The organism is Allobosea sp. LjRoot9 (genome assembly GCF_964252745.1).
Classification (GTDB): Bacteria; Pseudomonadota; Alphaproteobacteria; order Rhizobiales; family Beijerinckiaceae; genus Allobosea.
The window spans coordinates 146,978-161,583 of the sequence record NZ_CAXUPC020000007.1 but is presented as its reverse complement, the minus strand read 5'-3'; the positions used below and the strand labels follow the sequence as shown (position 1 = coordinate 161,583).

The window sequence follows — 14,606 nt, the reverse complement described above, 5'->3', positions numbered from 1 at the left end:
GCCTTTGTGTCGACGCCGCTCGCGCGCTCAGGCTTGGGACCTCAGTCATCTCGATTTTTGCGCTGCGCCGGCCACGCCTGTATGGTTGGAAATATCAAGTTGAGGCAGATATGCGACAAGCATCTCCCAAATCAGAAGGCCTTCGCGAGCGCAATCGTCGCGAGAAGCACGAACACATAACCAATGTCAGTATTCGATTATTTCTCGAGAACGGTTACGATGCCACGACGCTCGCCGATATTGCCCTTTCAGCGGGGATTTCCAGAAGGCATCTGTTCAATTATTTCGACAGCAAGGACGAAATCCTGTTTTCGCACCTGCGCGAATATTATGAGATGATTGCCGAATCCATTGCCCGAGGTTCCCCTGACGAGCCCGCCATGGAGGTCGTACGCAAGGCGATCCTTTCAAACCTGACACGCTTCGATGCAGAGAGAACGCTCGCGATTGCAAAAATCATGAGAAACAATGCGGCGCTTCAGAGCAAGAATCGCGCGAATGAAATCAATCTTGAAAAGGCTATCATGAAAGGCCTGTCGACTTTGTGGCCCGGTGGAGAGTCTCATGATCGGCTATTATTTGCCTCTATATTGTCATCTGGCGCAATCCGCTTTGCCACACACATCTGGTTGCGAGACGAAAACGACATGAAGCTCGCAGATTGCGTGGCCGATGCCTTTGATCGAATGAATCTTGAAATTAAATGCACTTAGTGAATCAATAACAGATCAGAGGCGACGCTGACCTGTCGACCGCCCCGCAACAAGCACTCATCAGCTCACTCGCTCCTGCCGATCTCCGCAGGCGATGTGTCGCGTGCCCCTACCTGCCCACGATCTCGCCGCCGCTGCTGAAGAGCGCCCGCGTCATCGGCCGCGCCAGGAAGCTGTGGGGGAAGCCGAGTTCGATCGCGCTTGCCGCATCGAGCCGGCCGCGCTGATCCATCTCCTGGCCGATTGGTCACCGGCCCCTCCCGGCTTCCCATCTATTATCCGAGCCGGCAGCAGATGGCCCCGGCGCTGCGCGCCTTCATCGATTTCGCGGCCGGCAGCACCAAGGCGCGGTAGCCGGCCCGACCTCGGCGCCTGCGCTCAGGCGCCCGCCCGTTCCCGCCGCACCGACAGGCGGCGCGGGGCGCCACCCAGCCTGCCCGCGAGGACGAGGCCCTTGGGCACGACGAGGCCGGCGCGCAAACGCCGCGCGCCGAAGGAGATCGCCGCGCGCTCGCGCAGCGAACCGGCGACGCCGCGCAAAGGGATCAAGGCCGGGCTGTCGGGCGCGAGCATGAGATGCCGGTCGACGACCTGGGCCCAATGCGACTGCGGCGCATCGCCCGCATCGAGCAGGAGCAACCAGTCCCCGCGCGCCTGCGCTGCGCCGAGATGCCAGCCCTCCGCGGCGCCCGTCCGCAGATAGCTCGCGCCCGTGGCGTCGGCCAATCGCTCGACCTCGCGATCGCCAGTGGCATCGACCACGACCGCATGGCCAAGGAATCCATCGGCGACAGCGGGAATGAGGACCGCGAAGGTCGCGGCGAGCAGGCTGGGGGGGCCGTCGGCCCGGATCACGGCAGTGAGCATGCGCAAATCCATATGACGCAGCGCAACATGTCGCAATCCTGTCACTTGCAATCTGTTCTCTATATGTTCACATTGAAAACATAGAAACGCGCCGATTCCCGGCGGTTTTCAGGACGGTTCAGCGTCATGCGCCAAGCCATGCCCTCTGCCAGGCCCTCTTCGCGGCCGATTCCGGCCCAGCCGCTCAAGCGGCATGACAGCGAGCCCGCCTCGGTTTCCGCGCGCGTCGCGCCGCTCGACCCGATGGCCTATGCCGGGCACCGGATCGACCCGGAACGCCGGCGCGGACGCGGCGCCACGATCAATCCAGGCGGGCGCTTCGAGGCCGAGCAACGCGTCCTTGAGGATGATGGCTGGGGCACGCTCGGAGAATTGCCGGCCTTCAAGACCGAGGTCTCGATCGAGAAGCCGCGCACGATCATTACCAGGAATGACTCCCCGGATATTTCGTTCGACCGCTCGATCAATCCCTATCGTGGCTGCGAGCATGGCTGCGTCTATTGCTTCGCGCGGCCGAGCCACGCCTATCTCGGCCTGTCGCCGGGCCTCGATTTCGAAAGCAAGCTGACGGCCAAGCCCGATGCGGCGATCCTGCTGGAGAAGGAGCTCAGCGCCTCCTCCTACCAGCCGCGCACCATCGCGATCGGCACCAATACCGACGCCTATCAGCCGATCGAGAAGAAGCTGCGGATCATGCGCTCGATCCTGGAGGTGCTGGCGAAGTTCAACCACCCGGTCGGGATCGTGACGAAATCGGCGCTGGTCCAGCGCGACATCGACATCTTGGCGCCGATGGCCGCGAAAGGCCTCGCCAAGGTCGCGATCTCGCTGACCACGCTCGATCCCAAGATCGCCCGCACGATGGAGCCGCGCGCCGCCTCACCGGCCAAACGCCTGGAGACGATCAGGGCTTTGTCGGAGGCCGGCATCCCGGTCACGGTGCTGGTCGCGCCGATCATTCCGGCAATCAACGAGCATGAGATCGAGCGCATCCTCGACGCCGCCAAGGCCGCCGGCGCGCGCGAGGCGGGCTATGTATTGCTGCGGCTGCCGCTGGAGGTGAAGGATCTGGTGCAGGACTGGCTGCTGACGCACCACCCCGACAAACTGCGCCATGTCGTCTCGCTGATCCGCTCGACACGCGGCGGCAAGGATTACGACCCGGCCTGGGGCCAGCGCCAGGTCGGCTCGGGGCCTTACGCCTGGATGATCGGGCGGCGCTTCGAGATGGCGGCCGAGCGGCTCGGCTTCAACGCGACGAGGCTCAGGCTGCGCAACGACCTGTTCCTGAAGCCCGAGAAGGAAAAGGCGCAGCTGAGTTTGTTTTGAAGAGCCGGCGAGGCCGCATCGTCATGCTCACCCTTGTGGCGAGCATCCAGTTCTTGAACACGCCCCTCGCCGAAGGAAGACGTGGATGGTCGGAACAGGCCCGACCATGACGGGGAGTGCACCGGCCGGGATGACGTGGACAGCCATGCCGAGAGCATGGCCGGCCGGCACCGCATATTGCATAAGGCGCGGCATGAGCGCCGATTTCAGCCGTGAGACGCAAGCCATCGCAACCGGGTTCTGGCCGCTGGCCGGGATCGACGAGGTCGGGCGCGGGCCGCTGGCTGGACCGGTGGTCGCGGCGGCAGTGATCCTCGACCCCGGGAAGGTTCCTGCCGGGCTGGCCGATTCGAAGGCGCTCAGCGCCGCGCGCCGCGAGGCGCTGTTCGACAAGATCGCCGAGACGGCGCTGGCGATCGGCATCGCCAGCGTGACCGCGGCCGAGATCGACGCCATCAACATCCGGCAGGCGACGCTGCTGGCGATGAAGCGCGCCGTGACCGCCCTGCCACTGGCGCCGCTCAAGGTGCTGGTCGACGGCAACGACCCGCCGTCCCTGCCCTGCCACTGCGAGGCGATCGTCAAGGGCGACGCGCTCGTCGCCTCGATCGCAGCGGCCTCGATCATCGCCAAGGTGACGCGCGACGCGATGATGGCGCGGCTGGCGCAGCTTTACCCGGCCTATGGCTTCGCCGGGCATGTCGGCTACGGCACGGCGGCCCACCGCACGGCGATCCAGGAGCACGGCCCCTGCCCCGAGCACCGCTACAGCTTCGCGCCGGTGAAGGGCGTCTGGCAGCGTTGAGGCGAACCGGCCGAGGCCTTGCGAAAACGCGCGCTCCATTAACCCTCGGTTAGGAATTCGGCAGCTGGATCAAAGGACTAGGCAAAAGCTGCAGCCCCAAAACGAGACGCATTTTTTTCATCACGGAAACCCGGCTTTTACCCTGACTCCGCAATATCGCGACTGTTCAAGTTGCGTAACGGTCTTGGGGCGTCATGGGTATTTTGCGTACCGGGACCACCAGCGCCGCCGTCCGGATTCAAGTTCCGCGTACCGGACGGCCCGCGCTGCAGTCACCGATCAAGGCTCCACGGCTCGAGGCGGCCGGCCTTCCTCTGGAACTCCCTCTCGATCAGGTGCTCGTCGGCGACTGCGTCGCCGCGCTCGAGCGCCTGCCCCCGGCCAGTGTCGACCTCGTCTTCGCCGACCCGCCCTATAATCTCCAGCTCGGCGGCGATCTGCGCCGGCCCGACGACAGCCTCGTCGACGCCGTCGACGACGACTGGGACAAATTCTCGTCCTTCGCCGACTACGACGCCTTCACCCGCGCCTGGCTTGCGGCCTGCCGCCGCGTGCTGAAGCCCGACGGCGCGCTCTGGGTGATCGGCTCCTATCACAACATTTTCCGCGTCGGCTCGATCCTGCAGGATCTCGGCTTCTGGATGCTGAACGACATCGTCTGGCGCAAGGCCAATCCGATGCCGAATTTCCGCGGCCGGCGCTTCACCAATGCGCATGAGACGCTGATCTGGGCGGCGCGCGGAGCCTCATCGAAATACACCTTCCACTACGAGGCGCTGAAGGGCGGCAATGACGACCTGCAGATGCGCTCGGACTGGTATCTGCCGCTATGCACCGGCGAGGAGCGCCTGAAGGATGATGCGGGGGTGAAAGTCCACCCGACGCAGAAGCCCGAGGCCCTGCTCGCCCGCGTCATGCTCTCGGCCAGCAATCCCGGCGACGTGATCCTCGACCCCTTCTTCGGCACGGGCACGACCGGCGCCGTCGCCAAGGCGCTCGGCCGGCGCTTCATCGGGCTGGAGCGCGATCCCGCCTATGCCGCGGCCGCCCGCAAGCGCATCGCCGCCATCGAACCGCTGCCGCCGGAAGCCTATTCGACCGCGCCCTCCAAGCGCAGCGAGCCGCGCGTGCCCTTCCTCAGCCTGGTCGAGGCGGGGCTGGTGAAGGCCGGCGAGAGCGTCACGGACGAAAAGCGCCGCCACAAGGCGACGATCCGCGCCGACGGCACGCTGATGCTGGGTCCGGCGGTCGGCTCGATCCACAAGGTCGGAGCGCTGGCCCAGGGCCTGCCGAGCTGCAATGGCTGGACCTTCTGGCATGTCGACCGGCCGGCCGGGCTGATGCTGCTCGACACTCTGCGCGGCGAGATCAGGGCGCAGATGGCGGCGGCTTGAGCGCCGCCAGCCCGGCCTCGACCACTTTCAGCATCAGGCTCGGGAACGGCTCCTCGCGCAGCTTGCCATGCGGCGTGAAGCGCATGCCCAGCGGGGCTTGCGCCGCCAGCGGCGCCTTCGCCACCAGCACCGTCAATTCCAGCGGGAAATGCGTGAAGACATGGCGCACGGGCGTGCCCAGCTTGCGCCAGCGCGTCGCGAATGGCGCGTCCTGCGCGGCGCCATCCAGTTCGTAGTCGGCGCGCCAGTCGCTGGTCGGCACCTCGGCCATGCCGCCGAGCAGGCCCTTGTTCGGGCGCGTGCGAACCAGAAGCGCGCCATCCTCGCGCAGCAGCACGAAGGCAGCGCCATAGCGAGTGACGCCAGCCTTCTTCGCGGCCTTGCGCGGATAGCTCTCTTGGCTTCCATCAGTTCGCGCCCGGCAAGGCTCGCGCCAGGGGCAGATGCCGCAAGCCGGATTGCGCGGCGTGCAGATCGTCGCTCCGAGATCCATCAGCGCTTGCGCGAAATCGCCCGGCCGCGCCATCGGCAGCAGCGCCAGAACATGCTCGCGAATCAGGGGCTTGGCGCCGGGCAGCGCCTCCTCGATGGCAAAGAGCCGGGTCATGACGCGCTCGACATTGCCGTCTACGGCCGCAGCGGGCCTGTCGAAGGCGATCGCCGCCACGGCGCCGGCTGTATAGGCGCCGATGCCCGGCAGGGCGCGCAAGCCCGCTTCGCTATCGGGAAAGCGGCCGCCATGGCTCTCCGTCACGGCCTTGGCGCAGGCATGCAGATTGCGGGCGCGCGAGTAATAACCGAGCCCGGCCCAGGCCTGCATGACCTCCTCCGAGGGCGCGGCGGCGAGCGCCTCGACCGTCGGAAACCGCGCCATGAAGCGCTCGAAATAAGGTTTCACCGCCGTGATCGTGGTCTGCTGCAGCATGATCTCGGAGGCCCAGACGCGGTAGGGGTCGGGCCTTTCGCCCGGCAGCGCCCGCCAAGGCAGGCTGCGGCGATGGCGGTCATACCAGGCGAGGAGATCGGCCGCCTTGGCAGCGGGCTGCCGCGTTGCGAGGGGCATCTGCGTTGCGAGGGTCATGACCCCGGTTTAGCCTGCCCGCCCCGGACCGCAAGCGCCCCGAGATGCGCCCGGGCCGGAACCCGCAGCAAAACAGGCCGATGTCGAGGATGCCCGACACTATCCCCATTCTCGAAACCCGCCGCCTCCTGCTGCGGCCGCTCGCCCTCGCTGATGCGCCGGCGATCCAGGCGCTGTTCCCGCAATGGGAGATCGTGCGCTACCTCAATGCGCGCATCCCTTGGCCCTACCCGCCCGACGGCGCCGAAAATTTTTTGCGCGAGATCGCCTTGCCCGGCATGGCGCGCGGCGACGAATGGCATTGGAGCCTGCGTCCCAAGAGCGCATCCGAGGCCTTGATCGGCGGGATCAGCCTGATGGCCCGGCCCGGCGATAATCGCGGCTTCTGGCTCGCGCCGGAATGGCGTCATCAGGGGCTGATGAGCGAGGCCTGCGCCGCCGTCACCGATTTCTGGTTCGACGAGCTGGGACAGGCGGCGCTGCAGGTGCCGAAGGCCGCCGAGAACCTCGCCTCCCGCAAGATCTCGGAGCGCAGCGGCATGCGGATCATCCGGACCGAAATGCGCGACTACGTCTCCGGCGCGCATCTCTCCGAAATCTGGGAGATCACAGCGACCGAATGGCGTGCACAACGGGCGAGCAGGTAGCACGTCCCTTGCTGCCGCCGCGCCGCACGCCCACAATGGCGCATGGCTGCCAAACCCCTCGCCGACCTGATCGATGACTGCCTTGCGCCGGCGCTCGCCGCGCAGGGCTTTGCCGGCCGCGCCATCGTCTCGCTCTGGCCCGAGATCGTCGGCGAGCGGCTGGCGGCCCGGTCGCGGCCGCTGAAGATCGACTGGCCGCGCCGCCGGCCCGCGCCGGGCGAGAGCTCCGATCCCGCAACGATGGTGGTGCGGGTCGAGGGCGCTTTCGCTTTGGAGATGCAGCAGCTCGCGCCGCTCGTGCTGGAGCGGGTCAACACCCATCTCGGCTGGCGCGCCGTCGGCAAGCTCGTTCTGAAACAGGGCCCGGTCGAGGCGCCGGTGACCAGGCAGGCGCCGCCACCGCCAGACCCGGCAACGGTCGCACGCGTAGCGCAGCAGGTCTCCGGCATCGCCGATCCGGAATTGCGGGCGGCGCTGGAGCGGCTCGGCCGTTCCGTCGGCGCGGGCGCCCGCCATGGCCGGCCCGACACAGCTTCGTGAGCGCCGGTCAGATCGTACCGAACCGATCTTGCCACAATCGTGATGGCCTCTATGGTCCGGCAACCGATTTCGCTCTCAAGGACACTGCATTATGACGAACAGGCGACAGCTTCTGACCGGCACCGCCGGCCTCGCAGCCGCCGCGATGCTGGGCGCGCGCAGTGCCCAGGCGCAGACCGACCTGACCACGGCCGGCCCGCTCGGCGATGTCTGGCTCGGCAATGCCGACGCCAAGGTGACGGTGATCGAATACGCCTCGATGACCTGCAGCCATTGCGCCGCCTTCCATCAGGACACCTGGCCGGCGCTGAAGGCGAAGTACATCGACACCGGCAAAATCCGCTTCACGCTGCGCGAATTCCCGCTCGATCCGCTGGCGACGGCGGGCTTCATGCTTGCCCGCTGCAACGGCAACGACAAATACTACCCGATGACCGACATGCTGTTCAGCCAGCAAAAGGCCTGGGCTTTCACCGACAAGCCGGTCGATGCACTGTCGAGCATGGTCAAACAGGCCGGTTTCACACAGGAATCGTTCGAAGCCTGCTTGAAAAGGCAAGATATCTATGACGCCGTCACGCAAGTGAAGGATCGTGGGGCCAAGGCTGGCGTCGATGCGACGCCGACCTTCTTCATCAACGGGCAGAAGCGTTCAGGTGCGCTCTCGATCGCCGAATTCGACAAGATCCTCGAACCGCTTCTCGCGGGCTGAGGACGCGCGCCTACCTTCCTTCTCCCCGCCTATCTCGGGCTTGCCCGAGATAGGAAAGGCAAAGTGTCAAAGTCGGCAACAGCCGCCTTTGATCGGGAGAGGGTGTCTGCGCAGCAGACGGATGAGGGCAGCCTCGCGCGATCCTATCCGTCCCTCATCCGACCCGGCTTTGCCGGGCCACCTTCTCCCCCGAGGGGAGAAGGATTAGCGCCATGCAGCTGACGCGCCTCAAGCTCACCGGCTTCAAGACCTTCGTCGAGCCGACGGAGTTCCTGATCGAGCCCGGGCTGACCGGCATCGTCGGCCCCAATGGCTGCGGCAAATCCAATCTCGTCGAAGCCCTGCGCTGGGTGATGGGCGAAAGCTCGTTCAAGAACATGCGCGGCTCGGGGATGGACGATGTCATCTTCGGCGGCTCGAACGAGCGCCCCGGCCGCAACATGGCCGAAGTCGCACTCACCCTCGACAATACCGACCGCAAGGCGCCCGCCGCCTTCAACGAGACCGATGTCCTCGAAGTCACCCGCCGGATCGAGCGCGAGGAAGGCTCGACCTATCGCGTCAACGGCAAGGAGGTGCGCGCGAAGGACGTGCAACTCCTGTTCGCCGACGCCGCGACCGGCGCACGCTCGCCTGCTCTCGTGCGGCAGGGGCAGATCAGCGAAATCATCTCGGCCAAGCCGCAATCGCGCCGGCGCATCCTCGAGGACGCCGCCGGCATCGCCGGCCTGCACAGCCGCCGCCACGAAGCCGAACTGCGCCTGCGTGGGGCGGAAGAGAATCTGACGCGTCTCGAGGACGTGCTCGGCGAGATCGACGGGCAGATCGAGGCGCTGCAGCGCCAGGCGCGGCAGGCCGGGCGCTATCGCAGCCTGGCCGCCGATATCCGCCGGGCGGAAGCCGTGCTGGCGCTGATCGCCCATCACGAGGCGCGCTTGCAGGAAGCGCAGGGCGAGCGCGCGCTGGAGGCGGCCGTGCGCGGCGTCGCCGAGCAGACCGGCATCCAGGCGGAAGCGGCGCGGATGCAGGCGGTCGCCGCACATGCCCTGCCGGCGCTCCGCGAAGGAGAGGCTGCGGCGGCCGCGACGCTGGTGCGGCTCAAGCGCGGCCTCGACGAGATTGAGGCCGCCAACCGCCGCGCCAGGCAGCGCGGCGAGGAGCTCGGCCGGCGCTTGACCGAGCTTCAGGGCGATCTCGCCCGGCAGGAGAGCGTCGCGCGCGATGCGAGCGGGAGCCTGTCACGGCTGGCGGAAGAGGATGACGAGCTGGCGCGCGAGGGCGCAGGCGCCGCAGCCAGCGCCGAGGCGGCAACGGCCAGCCTCTCCGAGACGGAAGCCGCCCTTGCCGCGGCCGAGACGGAGCATGCCGCCGCGCAGGCGCGCCTCTCCGATCTCGGTGCGCGGCGCGGCGCACTCGAACGCGCCTTGCGCGAGGCGCGCGAGCGCGTCACCAGGGCGTCGGGCGAGCGCGACCGTTTGCTGCGCGACCAGGCCGCGCTCGACGCCGCGACCGCCTCGACGCCTTTGGCGGCGCTGCGGGAGGCGGTCACGACCAGCGAGGCCGCGATGGGCGAGGCCGACGCCCGGGCCAATGCCGCGCGCGGCGCGCTTGGGGCCGCCCGCGAGCGCGAGACGCAATTGCGTGGGCCGCTGGCCGAGGCCGACCGCAAGGCGCAGCGGCTGGAAACCGAGATCAAGACCTTGCAGAAGCTGCTCGCGCCAGCGACCGGCGATCTCTGGCCGGCGATCATCGAGGCGATCAGCGTCGCCAAGGGCTATGAGACCGCACTCGGCGCGGCGCTGGGGGACGATCTCGATGCCGCCACTGAGGCCTCCGCGCCGACGCATTGGCGCGACACCGGCCCGGGCGGGGACGACCCGGCCTTGCCTGCCGGCGCCGAGGCGCTAGGCCAGCAGGTGCGCGGCCCCGCCGCGCTGAAACGCCGGCTCGCGCAGATCGGCATCGTGGCGCGCACTGAGGGCGCGCATCTGCGCGATCAGCTCAAGCCCGGCCAGCGGCTGGTCTCGCGCGAAGGCGATATCTGGCGCTGGGACGGTTTCACCAGCGCCGCCGAAGCGCCCTCCCCGGCCGCGCGCCGTCTCGCCGAGAAGAACCGGCTCGGCGATCTCGAACGCGAAGCTCAGGCCGCGCGCGAAGCGGCGGAAACCGCGCGGGACGGCCTCGATGCGGCGACGAACGAAGCCAAAGCCGCCGCCCAGGTCGAAACCGTGGCGCTCGAAGCCGTGCGCATGGCGCGGCGCGGGCTCGACCAGGCGCGCGAACAGCTCGCCGCCGCCGAGCGCAAGGCCAGCGAGACGGCCGCAAGGCGCTCGGCGCTGAGCGAGGCGATCGAACGTCTCGGCCAGACCATCACTGAAGCGACGGCGCAGGCGGCCGGCCATGAGGAGGCGTTCGCTGCGCTCTCGCCATTGACCGATCTCGAAACCGTTTTGCTGAGAGCGCGCGTCGAGCTGGGCGAACGGCGCGTCGCAGCTTCCGATGCGCGGGCGCGGGTCCAGACCCTGGCGCGCGAGGCGGAGCTGCGCACCAAGCGGCGCGCCGCCATCGCGCAGGACGTCGCGGCCTGGCAGCAGCGCGCCGCCACCTCCAGCCAGACGGCCGAGGAAACCAGGCGCCGCATCGAGACGGTCGCAGCCGAGCAGAAGGCGCTGCTGGAGGCGCCCGACACCTTCCTGGTCGAGCGTCGCCGAATCGTCGCCGAGATCGAAACCGCAGAGGCTGGCCGGCGCGAGGCGGCCGACAGCCTCGCCAAGGCGGAAACCGCCCTGGCCGAGGCCGATCGCCAGGCGCGGGCCGCGCTCGAAGGCCTGGCCGGTGCGCGCGAATTGCGCGCTTCCGCCGAGGCCAGGCTCGAGGCCGCCCGCCAGCGCGTCTCCGACGTGGCGCGCCAGATCGAGGACGGGCTGGAGACGACGCTGGCCGAACTGCAGGGGCTGACAGGGCTGAAGCCCGGAGAGGACCTGCCCGTGCAAGGCGCGGTCGAAAGCCGTCTCGCCGGCCTTAAGGCCGAGCGCGAGCGGCTCGGCGCCGTCAATCTGCGCGCCGAGGACGAGCTCTCCGAGATCAAGGCCAAGCGCGAGGGCATGACGGGCGAGCGCGACGATCTGAGCGAGGCGATCCGGCGCCTGCGCCAGGCGATAGGCGCCTTGAACCGCGAGGGGCGCGAGCGCCTGCTCGCCGCCTTCGAGATCGTCAACGAGCAGTTCCAGCGCCTGTTCAGCGTGCTGTTCGGCGGCGGCACGGCCGAGCTGAAGCTGGTCGATTCCGAGGACCCGCTGGAGGCGGGGCTGGAAATCTTCGCCCGCCCGCCGGGCAAGAAGCCGCAAGTGATGACGCTGCTCTCCGGCGGCGAGCAGGCCCTGACCGCGACCGCGCTGATCTTCGCCGTGTTCCTGACCAACCCCTCGCCGATCTGCGTGCTCGACGAGGTCGATGCGCCGCTCGACGACGCCAATGTCGAGCGCTATTGCGACCTGCTCGACGAGATGGCACGCCATACGCAGACGCGCTTCATCCTGATCACCCACAACCCGATCACCATGGCCCGGATGGACCGGCTCTTCGGCGTCACCATGGCCGAGCGCGGCGTCAGCCAGATGGTCTCCGTCGACCTCGCGACCGCCGAACGCATCCGCGAGGCCGGTTGAAAAATTGCCACAATCGACGCGGCAATGCGGCAAGAATGTCGCATCTCGCCTGAATTTATAAATATTCCAATACCTTAAGCCACTTTGCCCTGCCTTGACAGGGCGGGGACCGGGCAATAAAGGAGGCCGTGCTGACGACGGCTCGATGCGCGGGTCTGGACAGGGATAGAGTGGTTTTTCACCGGATCGTGGCCATTTCGCGATCAGGGAGGGATCATCGCCATGTCGGAACCTGACAAAAGCGCCTCAGATACGGAGTTGCGCGCAAGACTGGACTCTTTGAAGTCCGCCATCGGGCGGGCCGAGGAGAGTGAAAAGCCGGGCGCAAGTCCGGCTGGGAAGGACAAGGCGCTTGCGGGCGCGATGTCATCCGGGTTTCGCGCAGCAACCGATCTTGCAGGCGGCATCATCGCGGGCGCCCTTCTCGGGTTCCTCGGAGACCGGTGGCTCGGAACGTCTCCGTTCCTGCTGATCGCCTTCCTGGCGCTCGGCACCATCGCCGGTTTTCGTTCCGCTTATCGGCTCGGCGTGCGTCCGACCTCAGGGTCTCAGGACGACGCGGCGAAGAAATAACCGAAGAGGCAGCCAGACTGGCTGCGCGACGAGGGGCTTGAGACATGGCGGCTGGCGGCGGAATCGATCCGATCCACCAATTCGAGATCCATCCGATCGTGGGCCTGCGCCCCTTCGGGCTCGACCTGTCGTTCACCAATTCCTCGCTGCTGATGGTCCTGATCGTGGGCGTGGTCTCGCTCGTCATGATCTATGGCTCGAGCCAGCGCGCCACCGTGCCCGGCCGCCTGCAGTCGCTCGCCGAGATCGCCTATGAATTCGTCGCCTCGACCGTCACAGGCGTGATGGGCAAGGACGGCATGCGCTTTTTCCCCTTCGTCTTCTCGCTCTTCATGTTCGTGTTGACGGCGAACCTGCTCGGCATGGTCCCGAGTTCCTTCACCGTCACCAGCCATATCATCGTCACCGCCGCCTTCGCCTTCCTCGTCATCGGCGTCGTGCTGGTCTACGGCATCGTCAAGCATGGCAGCCATTTCTTCGGCCTGTTCGTGCCGTCGGGCGTTCCCGGCTGGCTCCTGCCCTTCATGGTGCTGATCGAGGCGGTCTCCTTCGTCTCGCGGCCGATCTCGCTCTCCTTGCGTCTGTTCGGCAACATGCTGGCCGGCCATATCGCGCTCAAGGTCTTCGGCGGCTTCGTCGTCGCGCTGACCACAGGAGCCGGCGTGCTCGGCTATGTCATCGCGCCGCTGCCGCTGCTGCTCGCCATCGCGCTCACCGCGCTCGAGTTCCTCGTCGCTTTCCTGCAGGCCTATGTCTTCGCGATCCTGACCTGCGTCTATCTCAACGATGCTCTGCATCCGGGCCACTGAGCCCAGAGCCGAGATCGCGAGAGTTCACCCACCCGCTCAAGCTTTTCACACCGGAGAAAGACTATGGATCCTGTTGCAGCCAAGTATCTCGGCGCTGGCCTCGCCTGCCTCGGAATGGGCCTCGCCGCCATCGGCGTCGGCAGCATTTTCGGCAACTTCCTCTCGGGCGCGCTGCGCAACCCTTCGGCCGCCGACGGCCAGTTCGGTCGCGCCTTCATCGGTGCGGCGCTTGCGGAAGGTCTGGGCATCTTCTGCTTCGTCGTCGCGCTCGTCCTGATGTTCGTGCTCTGACGCACGCATCTTACGTCGCCTTGTCGAACTCCGGCGCGTCTCGCGGCGCCGGAGTGCCGGCATCACTGCTCTTCCGGCTGAAAGGCATTGCCATGCCGCTTCGTTCTGCAACTGTCTTCGGACGAGGACTGGTGGCTTCCGCTGCCCTGCTCGCGGCCGGTGCGGCCCAGGCCGCGGCAGAGCACGGCGCCAAGGCCTCCTTCCCGCCCTTCGACGCCAAGACCTTCGCCGGACAGCTCTTCTGGCTGGCGATCTCGTTTGGAGCCCTCTACTGGCTGATGTCGAGGGTCGCCCTGCCGCGCGTCGGCGCCATCCTGGAAGAGCGGGCGAACACGATCTCGCGCGATCTCGACCAGGCTGCAGAGATGCAGGCGAAGGCCGAGGAAACCTCCCAGGCCTATGAGAAGGCCCTGACGGAAGCCCGCAAGAACGCGCAATCGATCGCGCAGGCTTCCCGCGACGCCGGCGCCAAGGCGTCGGACGAGCGTCGCCGCTCGGTCGAGGCCGAACTCACCGCCAAGCTCGACAAGGCGGAAGCCGCCATCGCCAGCACCAAATCGAAGGCGATGTCCAATGTCCGCGGCCTCGGCAGCGAAGTCGCGGTCGCGATCGTGACCAAATTGACGGGTCAGGCCCCCAGCACGGCTGAGGCGTCCGACGCGGTCGATCAGGCCCTGGCGCAGGGCTGAGGAGAGATCAGATGGATACCTTCTGGGTCGGCGTCGCCTTCGTCATCTTCCTGGGCTTGCTCGCCAAGTTCGGCGTGCACAAGAAAATCACGGCCGCGCTCGATTCGCGCGGCGAGATGGTCGCCCGCGAACTGGCCGAAGCCCGCCGCTTGCGGCAGGAAGCCGAAAAGCTGCTCGCCGAATACGAAGCCAAGCGCAAGGCCGCCGAAGCGGAGGCCGCCAGCATCATCGCCGCGGCCAATGACGAGGCCAAGCGTCTCGCTTCCGAAGCCGAGACCAAGCTGAACGAGTTCGTCACCCGCCGCACCAAATCGGCGGAGGACAAGATCGCTCAGGCCGAGATCCAGGCGGAGGCCGAGGTTCGCGCCGCCGCCGCCGAGGCAGCCACCCGCGCCGCCGAGGCCATCCTGCGCGGGCAGATGGCCGGGAAGGCCGGCGAAGCCGCCTTCTCGACCGGCCTGCAAGAGGTCAAGGCCAAGCTGAACTGA

At 67.3% G+C, this 14,606-nt stretch carries 16 protein-coding genes and 1 pseudogene; 14 read left to right on the top strand and 3 right to left on the bottom strand.

Features of this window, described 5'->3' with window-relative positions:
• Positions 1-110 precede the first annotated feature (110 nt).
• Positions 111-713, top strand: coding sequence for a TetR/AcrR family transcriptional regulator (locus ACSQ3P_RS23645; protein WP_436167919.1), 603 nt, complete (start codon positions 111-113; stop codon positions 711-713).
• Between the two features lie 109 nt (positions 714-822).
• Here ACSQ3P_RS23645 and ACSQ3P_RS23640 read toward each other — a convergent pair whose 3' ends face one another.
• Entirely contained in the window at positions 823-945 is a 123-nt protein-coding gene (locus ACSQ3P_RS23640) for a hypothetical protein (RefSeq protein ID WP_436168049.1), read from the bottom strand.
• On the opposite strand from ACSQ3P_RS23640, the pseudogene ACSQ3P_RS23635 reads away from it, so the two are divergent.
• Positions 937-1,067 (top strand): annotated as a pseudogene (locus tag ACSQ3P_RS23635) (LysR family transcriptional regulator); the annotation flags it as partial. The gene ACSQ3P_RS23640 and the pseudogene ACSQ3P_RS23635 overlap by 9 nt on opposite strands.
• Positions 1,068-1,091: 24 nt before the next feature.
• Here ACSQ3P_RS23635 and ACSQ3P_RS23630 read toward each other — a convergent pair.
• Positions 1,092-1,580: a glycosyltransferase family A protein gene (locus ACSQ3P_RS23630; protein ID WP_148663377.1), complete on the bottom strand. Its 489-nt coding sequence runs from the start codon at positions 1,578-1,580 to the stop codon at positions 1,092-1,094.
• A 243-nt stretch (positions 1,581-1,823) separates the two neighbouring features.
• Between ACSQ3P_RS23630 and ACSQ3P_RS23625 the strand changes: the two genes are divergently transcribed.
• The 3 genes from ACSQ3P_RS23625 to ACSQ3P_RS23615 all read left to right on the top strand — a co-directional run bounded on the left by ACSQ3P_RS23625 (position 1,824) and on the right by ACSQ3P_RS23615 (position 5,108).
• Positions 1,824-2,909, top strand: coding sequence for a PA0069 family radical SAM protein (locus ACSQ3P_RS23625; RefSeq protein ID WP_436168045.1), 1,086 nt, complete (start codon positions 1,824-1,826; stop codon positions 2,907-2,909).
• Positions 2,910-3,102: 193 nt separating this feature from the next.
• Positions 3,103-3,714 carry a ribonuclease HII gene (rnhB, locus tag ACSQ3P_RS23620; protein WP_436167918.1) on the top strand — a complete coding sequence of 204 codons (612 nt, stop codon included), beginning with the start codon at positions 3,103-3,105 and terminating at the stop codon, positions 3,712-3,714.
• Positions 3,715-3,908: 194 nt separating this feature from the next.
• Entirely contained in the window at positions 3,909-5,108 is a 1,200-nt protein-coding gene (locus ACSQ3P_RS23615) for a site-specific DNA-methyltransferase (RefSeq protein WP_436167917.1), read from the top strand.
• Here the strand turns inward: ACSQ3P_RS23615 and mutY are convergent.
• A complete protein-coding gene (gene mutY / locus ACSQ3P_RS23610; protein WP_436168044.1) occupies positions 5,083-6,171 on the bottom strand; it encodes an A/G-specific adenine glycosylase in 1,089 nt (362 codons plus the stop codon). The two genes, ACSQ3P_RS23615 and mutY, sit on opposite strands and share 26 nt — an antisense overlap.
• A gap of 107 nt (positions 6,172-6,278) precedes the next feature.
• Here mutY and ACSQ3P_RS23605 point away from each other — a divergent pair, with 107 nt between their 5' ends.
• The 9 genes from ACSQ3P_RS23605 to ACSQ3P_RS23565 all read left to right on the top strand — a co-directional run bounded on the left by ACSQ3P_RS23605 (position 6,279) and on the right by ACSQ3P_RS23565 (position 14,606).
• The gene (locus tag ACSQ3P_RS23605) at positions 6,279-6,836 is read left to right on the top strand and encodes a GNAT family N-acetyltransferase (protein ID WP_436167916.1); all 558 of its coding nucleotides are present in this window, start codon (positions 6,279-6,281) and stop codon (positions 6,834-6,836) included.
• A 42-nt stretch (positions 6,837-6,878) separates the two neighbouring features.
• Complete coding sequence (locus ACSQ3P_RS23600; protein ID WP_436167915.1) at positions 6,879-7,376, top strand: DUF721 domain-containing protein; 498 nt, start codon at positions 6,879-6,881, stop codon at positions 7,374-7,376.
• Between the two features lie 91 nt (positions 7,377-7,467).
• Complete coding sequence (locus ACSQ3P_RS23595) at positions 7,468-8,088, top strand: DsbA family protein (RefSeq protein WP_436167914.1); 621 nt, start codon at positions 7,468-7,470, stop codon at positions 8,086-8,088.
• Between the two features lie 212 nt (positions 8,089-8,300).
• Entirely contained in the window at positions 8,301-11,756 is a 3,456-nt protein-coding gene (locus ACSQ3P_RS23590; RefSeq protein ID WP_436167913.1) for an AAA family ATPase, read from the top strand.
• 222 nt (positions 11,757-11,978) lie between these two features.
• Entirely contained in the window at positions 11,979-12,329 is a 351-nt protein-coding gene (locus ACSQ3P_RS23585) for an AtpZ/AtpI family protein (protein WP_092169535.1), read from the top strand.
• A gap of 44 nt (positions 12,330-12,373) precedes the next feature.
• A complete protein-coding gene (locus ACSQ3P_RS23580; RefSeq protein WP_069690157.1) occupies positions 12,374-13,138 on the top strand; it encodes a F0F1 ATP synthase subunit A in 765 nt (254 codons plus the stop codon).
• 63 nt (positions 13,139-13,201) lie between these two features.
• Positions 13,202-13,429: a F0F1 ATP synthase subunit C gene (locus tag ACSQ3P_RS23575; RefSeq protein WP_056707584.1), complete on the top strand. Its 228-nt coding sequence runs from the start codon at positions 13,202-13,204 to the stop codon at positions 13,427-13,429.
• 131 nt (positions 13,430-13,560) lie between these two features.
• The gene (locus tag ACSQ3P_RS23570; RefSeq protein WP_436167912.1) at positions 13,561-14,118 is read left to right on the top strand and encodes a F0F1 ATP synthase subunit B family protein; all 558 of its coding nucleotides are present in this window, start codon (positions 13,561-13,563) and stop codon (positions 14,116-14,118) included.
• An 11-nt stretch (positions 14,119-14,129) separates the two neighbouring features.
• Positions 14,130-14,606, top strand: a complete 477-nt coding sequence (locus tag ACSQ3P_RS23565; RefSeq protein ID WP_436167911.1) for a F0F1 ATP synthase subunit B family protein — start codon at positions 14,130-14,132, stop codon at positions 14,604-14,606.

Excerpts from the sequence above, each read along its gene's own strand:
- ACSQ3P_RS23645 (WP_436167919.1), top strand. The coding sequence starts at position 111 with ATGCGACAAGCATCTCCCAAATCAGAAGGCCTTCGCGAGCGCAATCGT.
- ACSQ3P_RS23640 (WP_436168049.1), bottom strand. The coding sequence starts at position 945 with ATGGATCAGCGCGGCCGGCTCGATGCGGCAAGCGCGATCGAACTCGGC.
- ACSQ3P_RS23630 (WP_148663377.1), bottom strand. The coding sequence starts at position 1,580 with ATGCTCACTGCCGTGATCCGGGCCGACGGCCCCCCCAGCCTGCTCGCC.
- ACSQ3P_RS23625 (WP_436168045.1), top strand. The coding sequence starts at position 1,824 with ATGGCCTATGCCGGGCACCGGATCGACCCGGAACGCCGGCGCGGACGC.
- rnhB (WP_436167918.1), top strand. The coding sequence starts at position 3,103 with ATGAGCGCCGATTTCAGCCGTGAGACGCAAGCCATCGCAACCGGGTTC.
- ACSQ3P_RS23615 (WP_436167917.1), top strand. The coding sequence starts at position 3,909 with ATGGGTATTTTGCGTACCGGGACCACCAGCGCCGCCGTCCGGATTCAA.
- mutY (WP_436168044.1), bottom strand. The coding sequence starts at position 6,171 with ATGCCCCTCGCAACGCGGCAGCCCGCTGCCAAGGCGGCCGATCTCCTC.
- ACSQ3P_RS23605 (WP_436167916.1), top strand. The coding sequence starts at position 6,279 with ATGCCCGACACTATCCCCATTCTCGAAACCCGCCGCCTCCTGCTGCGG.
- ACSQ3P_RS23600 (WP_436167915.1), top strand. The coding sequence starts at position 6,879 with ATGGCTGCCAAACCCCTCGCCGACCTGATCGATGACTGCCTTGCGCCG.
- ACSQ3P_RS23595 (WP_436167914.1), top strand. The coding sequence starts at position 7,468 with ATGACGAACAGGCGACAGCTTCTGACCGGCACCGCCGGCCTCGCAGCC.
- ACSQ3P_RS23590 (WP_436167913.1), top strand. The coding sequence starts at position 8,301 with ATGCAGCTGACGCGCCTCAAGCTCACCGGCTTCAAGACCTTCGTCGAG.
- ACSQ3P_RS23585 (WP_092169535.1), top strand. The coding sequence starts at position 11,979 with ATGTCGGAACCTGACAAAAGCGCCTCAGATACGGAGTTGCGCGCAAGA.
- ACSQ3P_RS23580 (WP_069690157.1), top strand. The coding sequence starts at position 12,374 with ATGGCGGCTGGCGGCGGAATCGATCCGATCCACCAATTCGAGATCCAT.
- ACSQ3P_RS23575 (WP_056707584.1), top strand. The coding sequence starts at position 13,202 with ATGGATCCTGTTGCAGCCAAGTATCTCGGCGCTGGCCTCGCCTGCCTC.
- ACSQ3P_RS23565 (WP_436167911.1), top strand. The coding sequence starts at position 14,130 with ATGGATACCTTCTGGGTCGGCGTCGCCTTCGTCATCTTCCTGGGCTTG.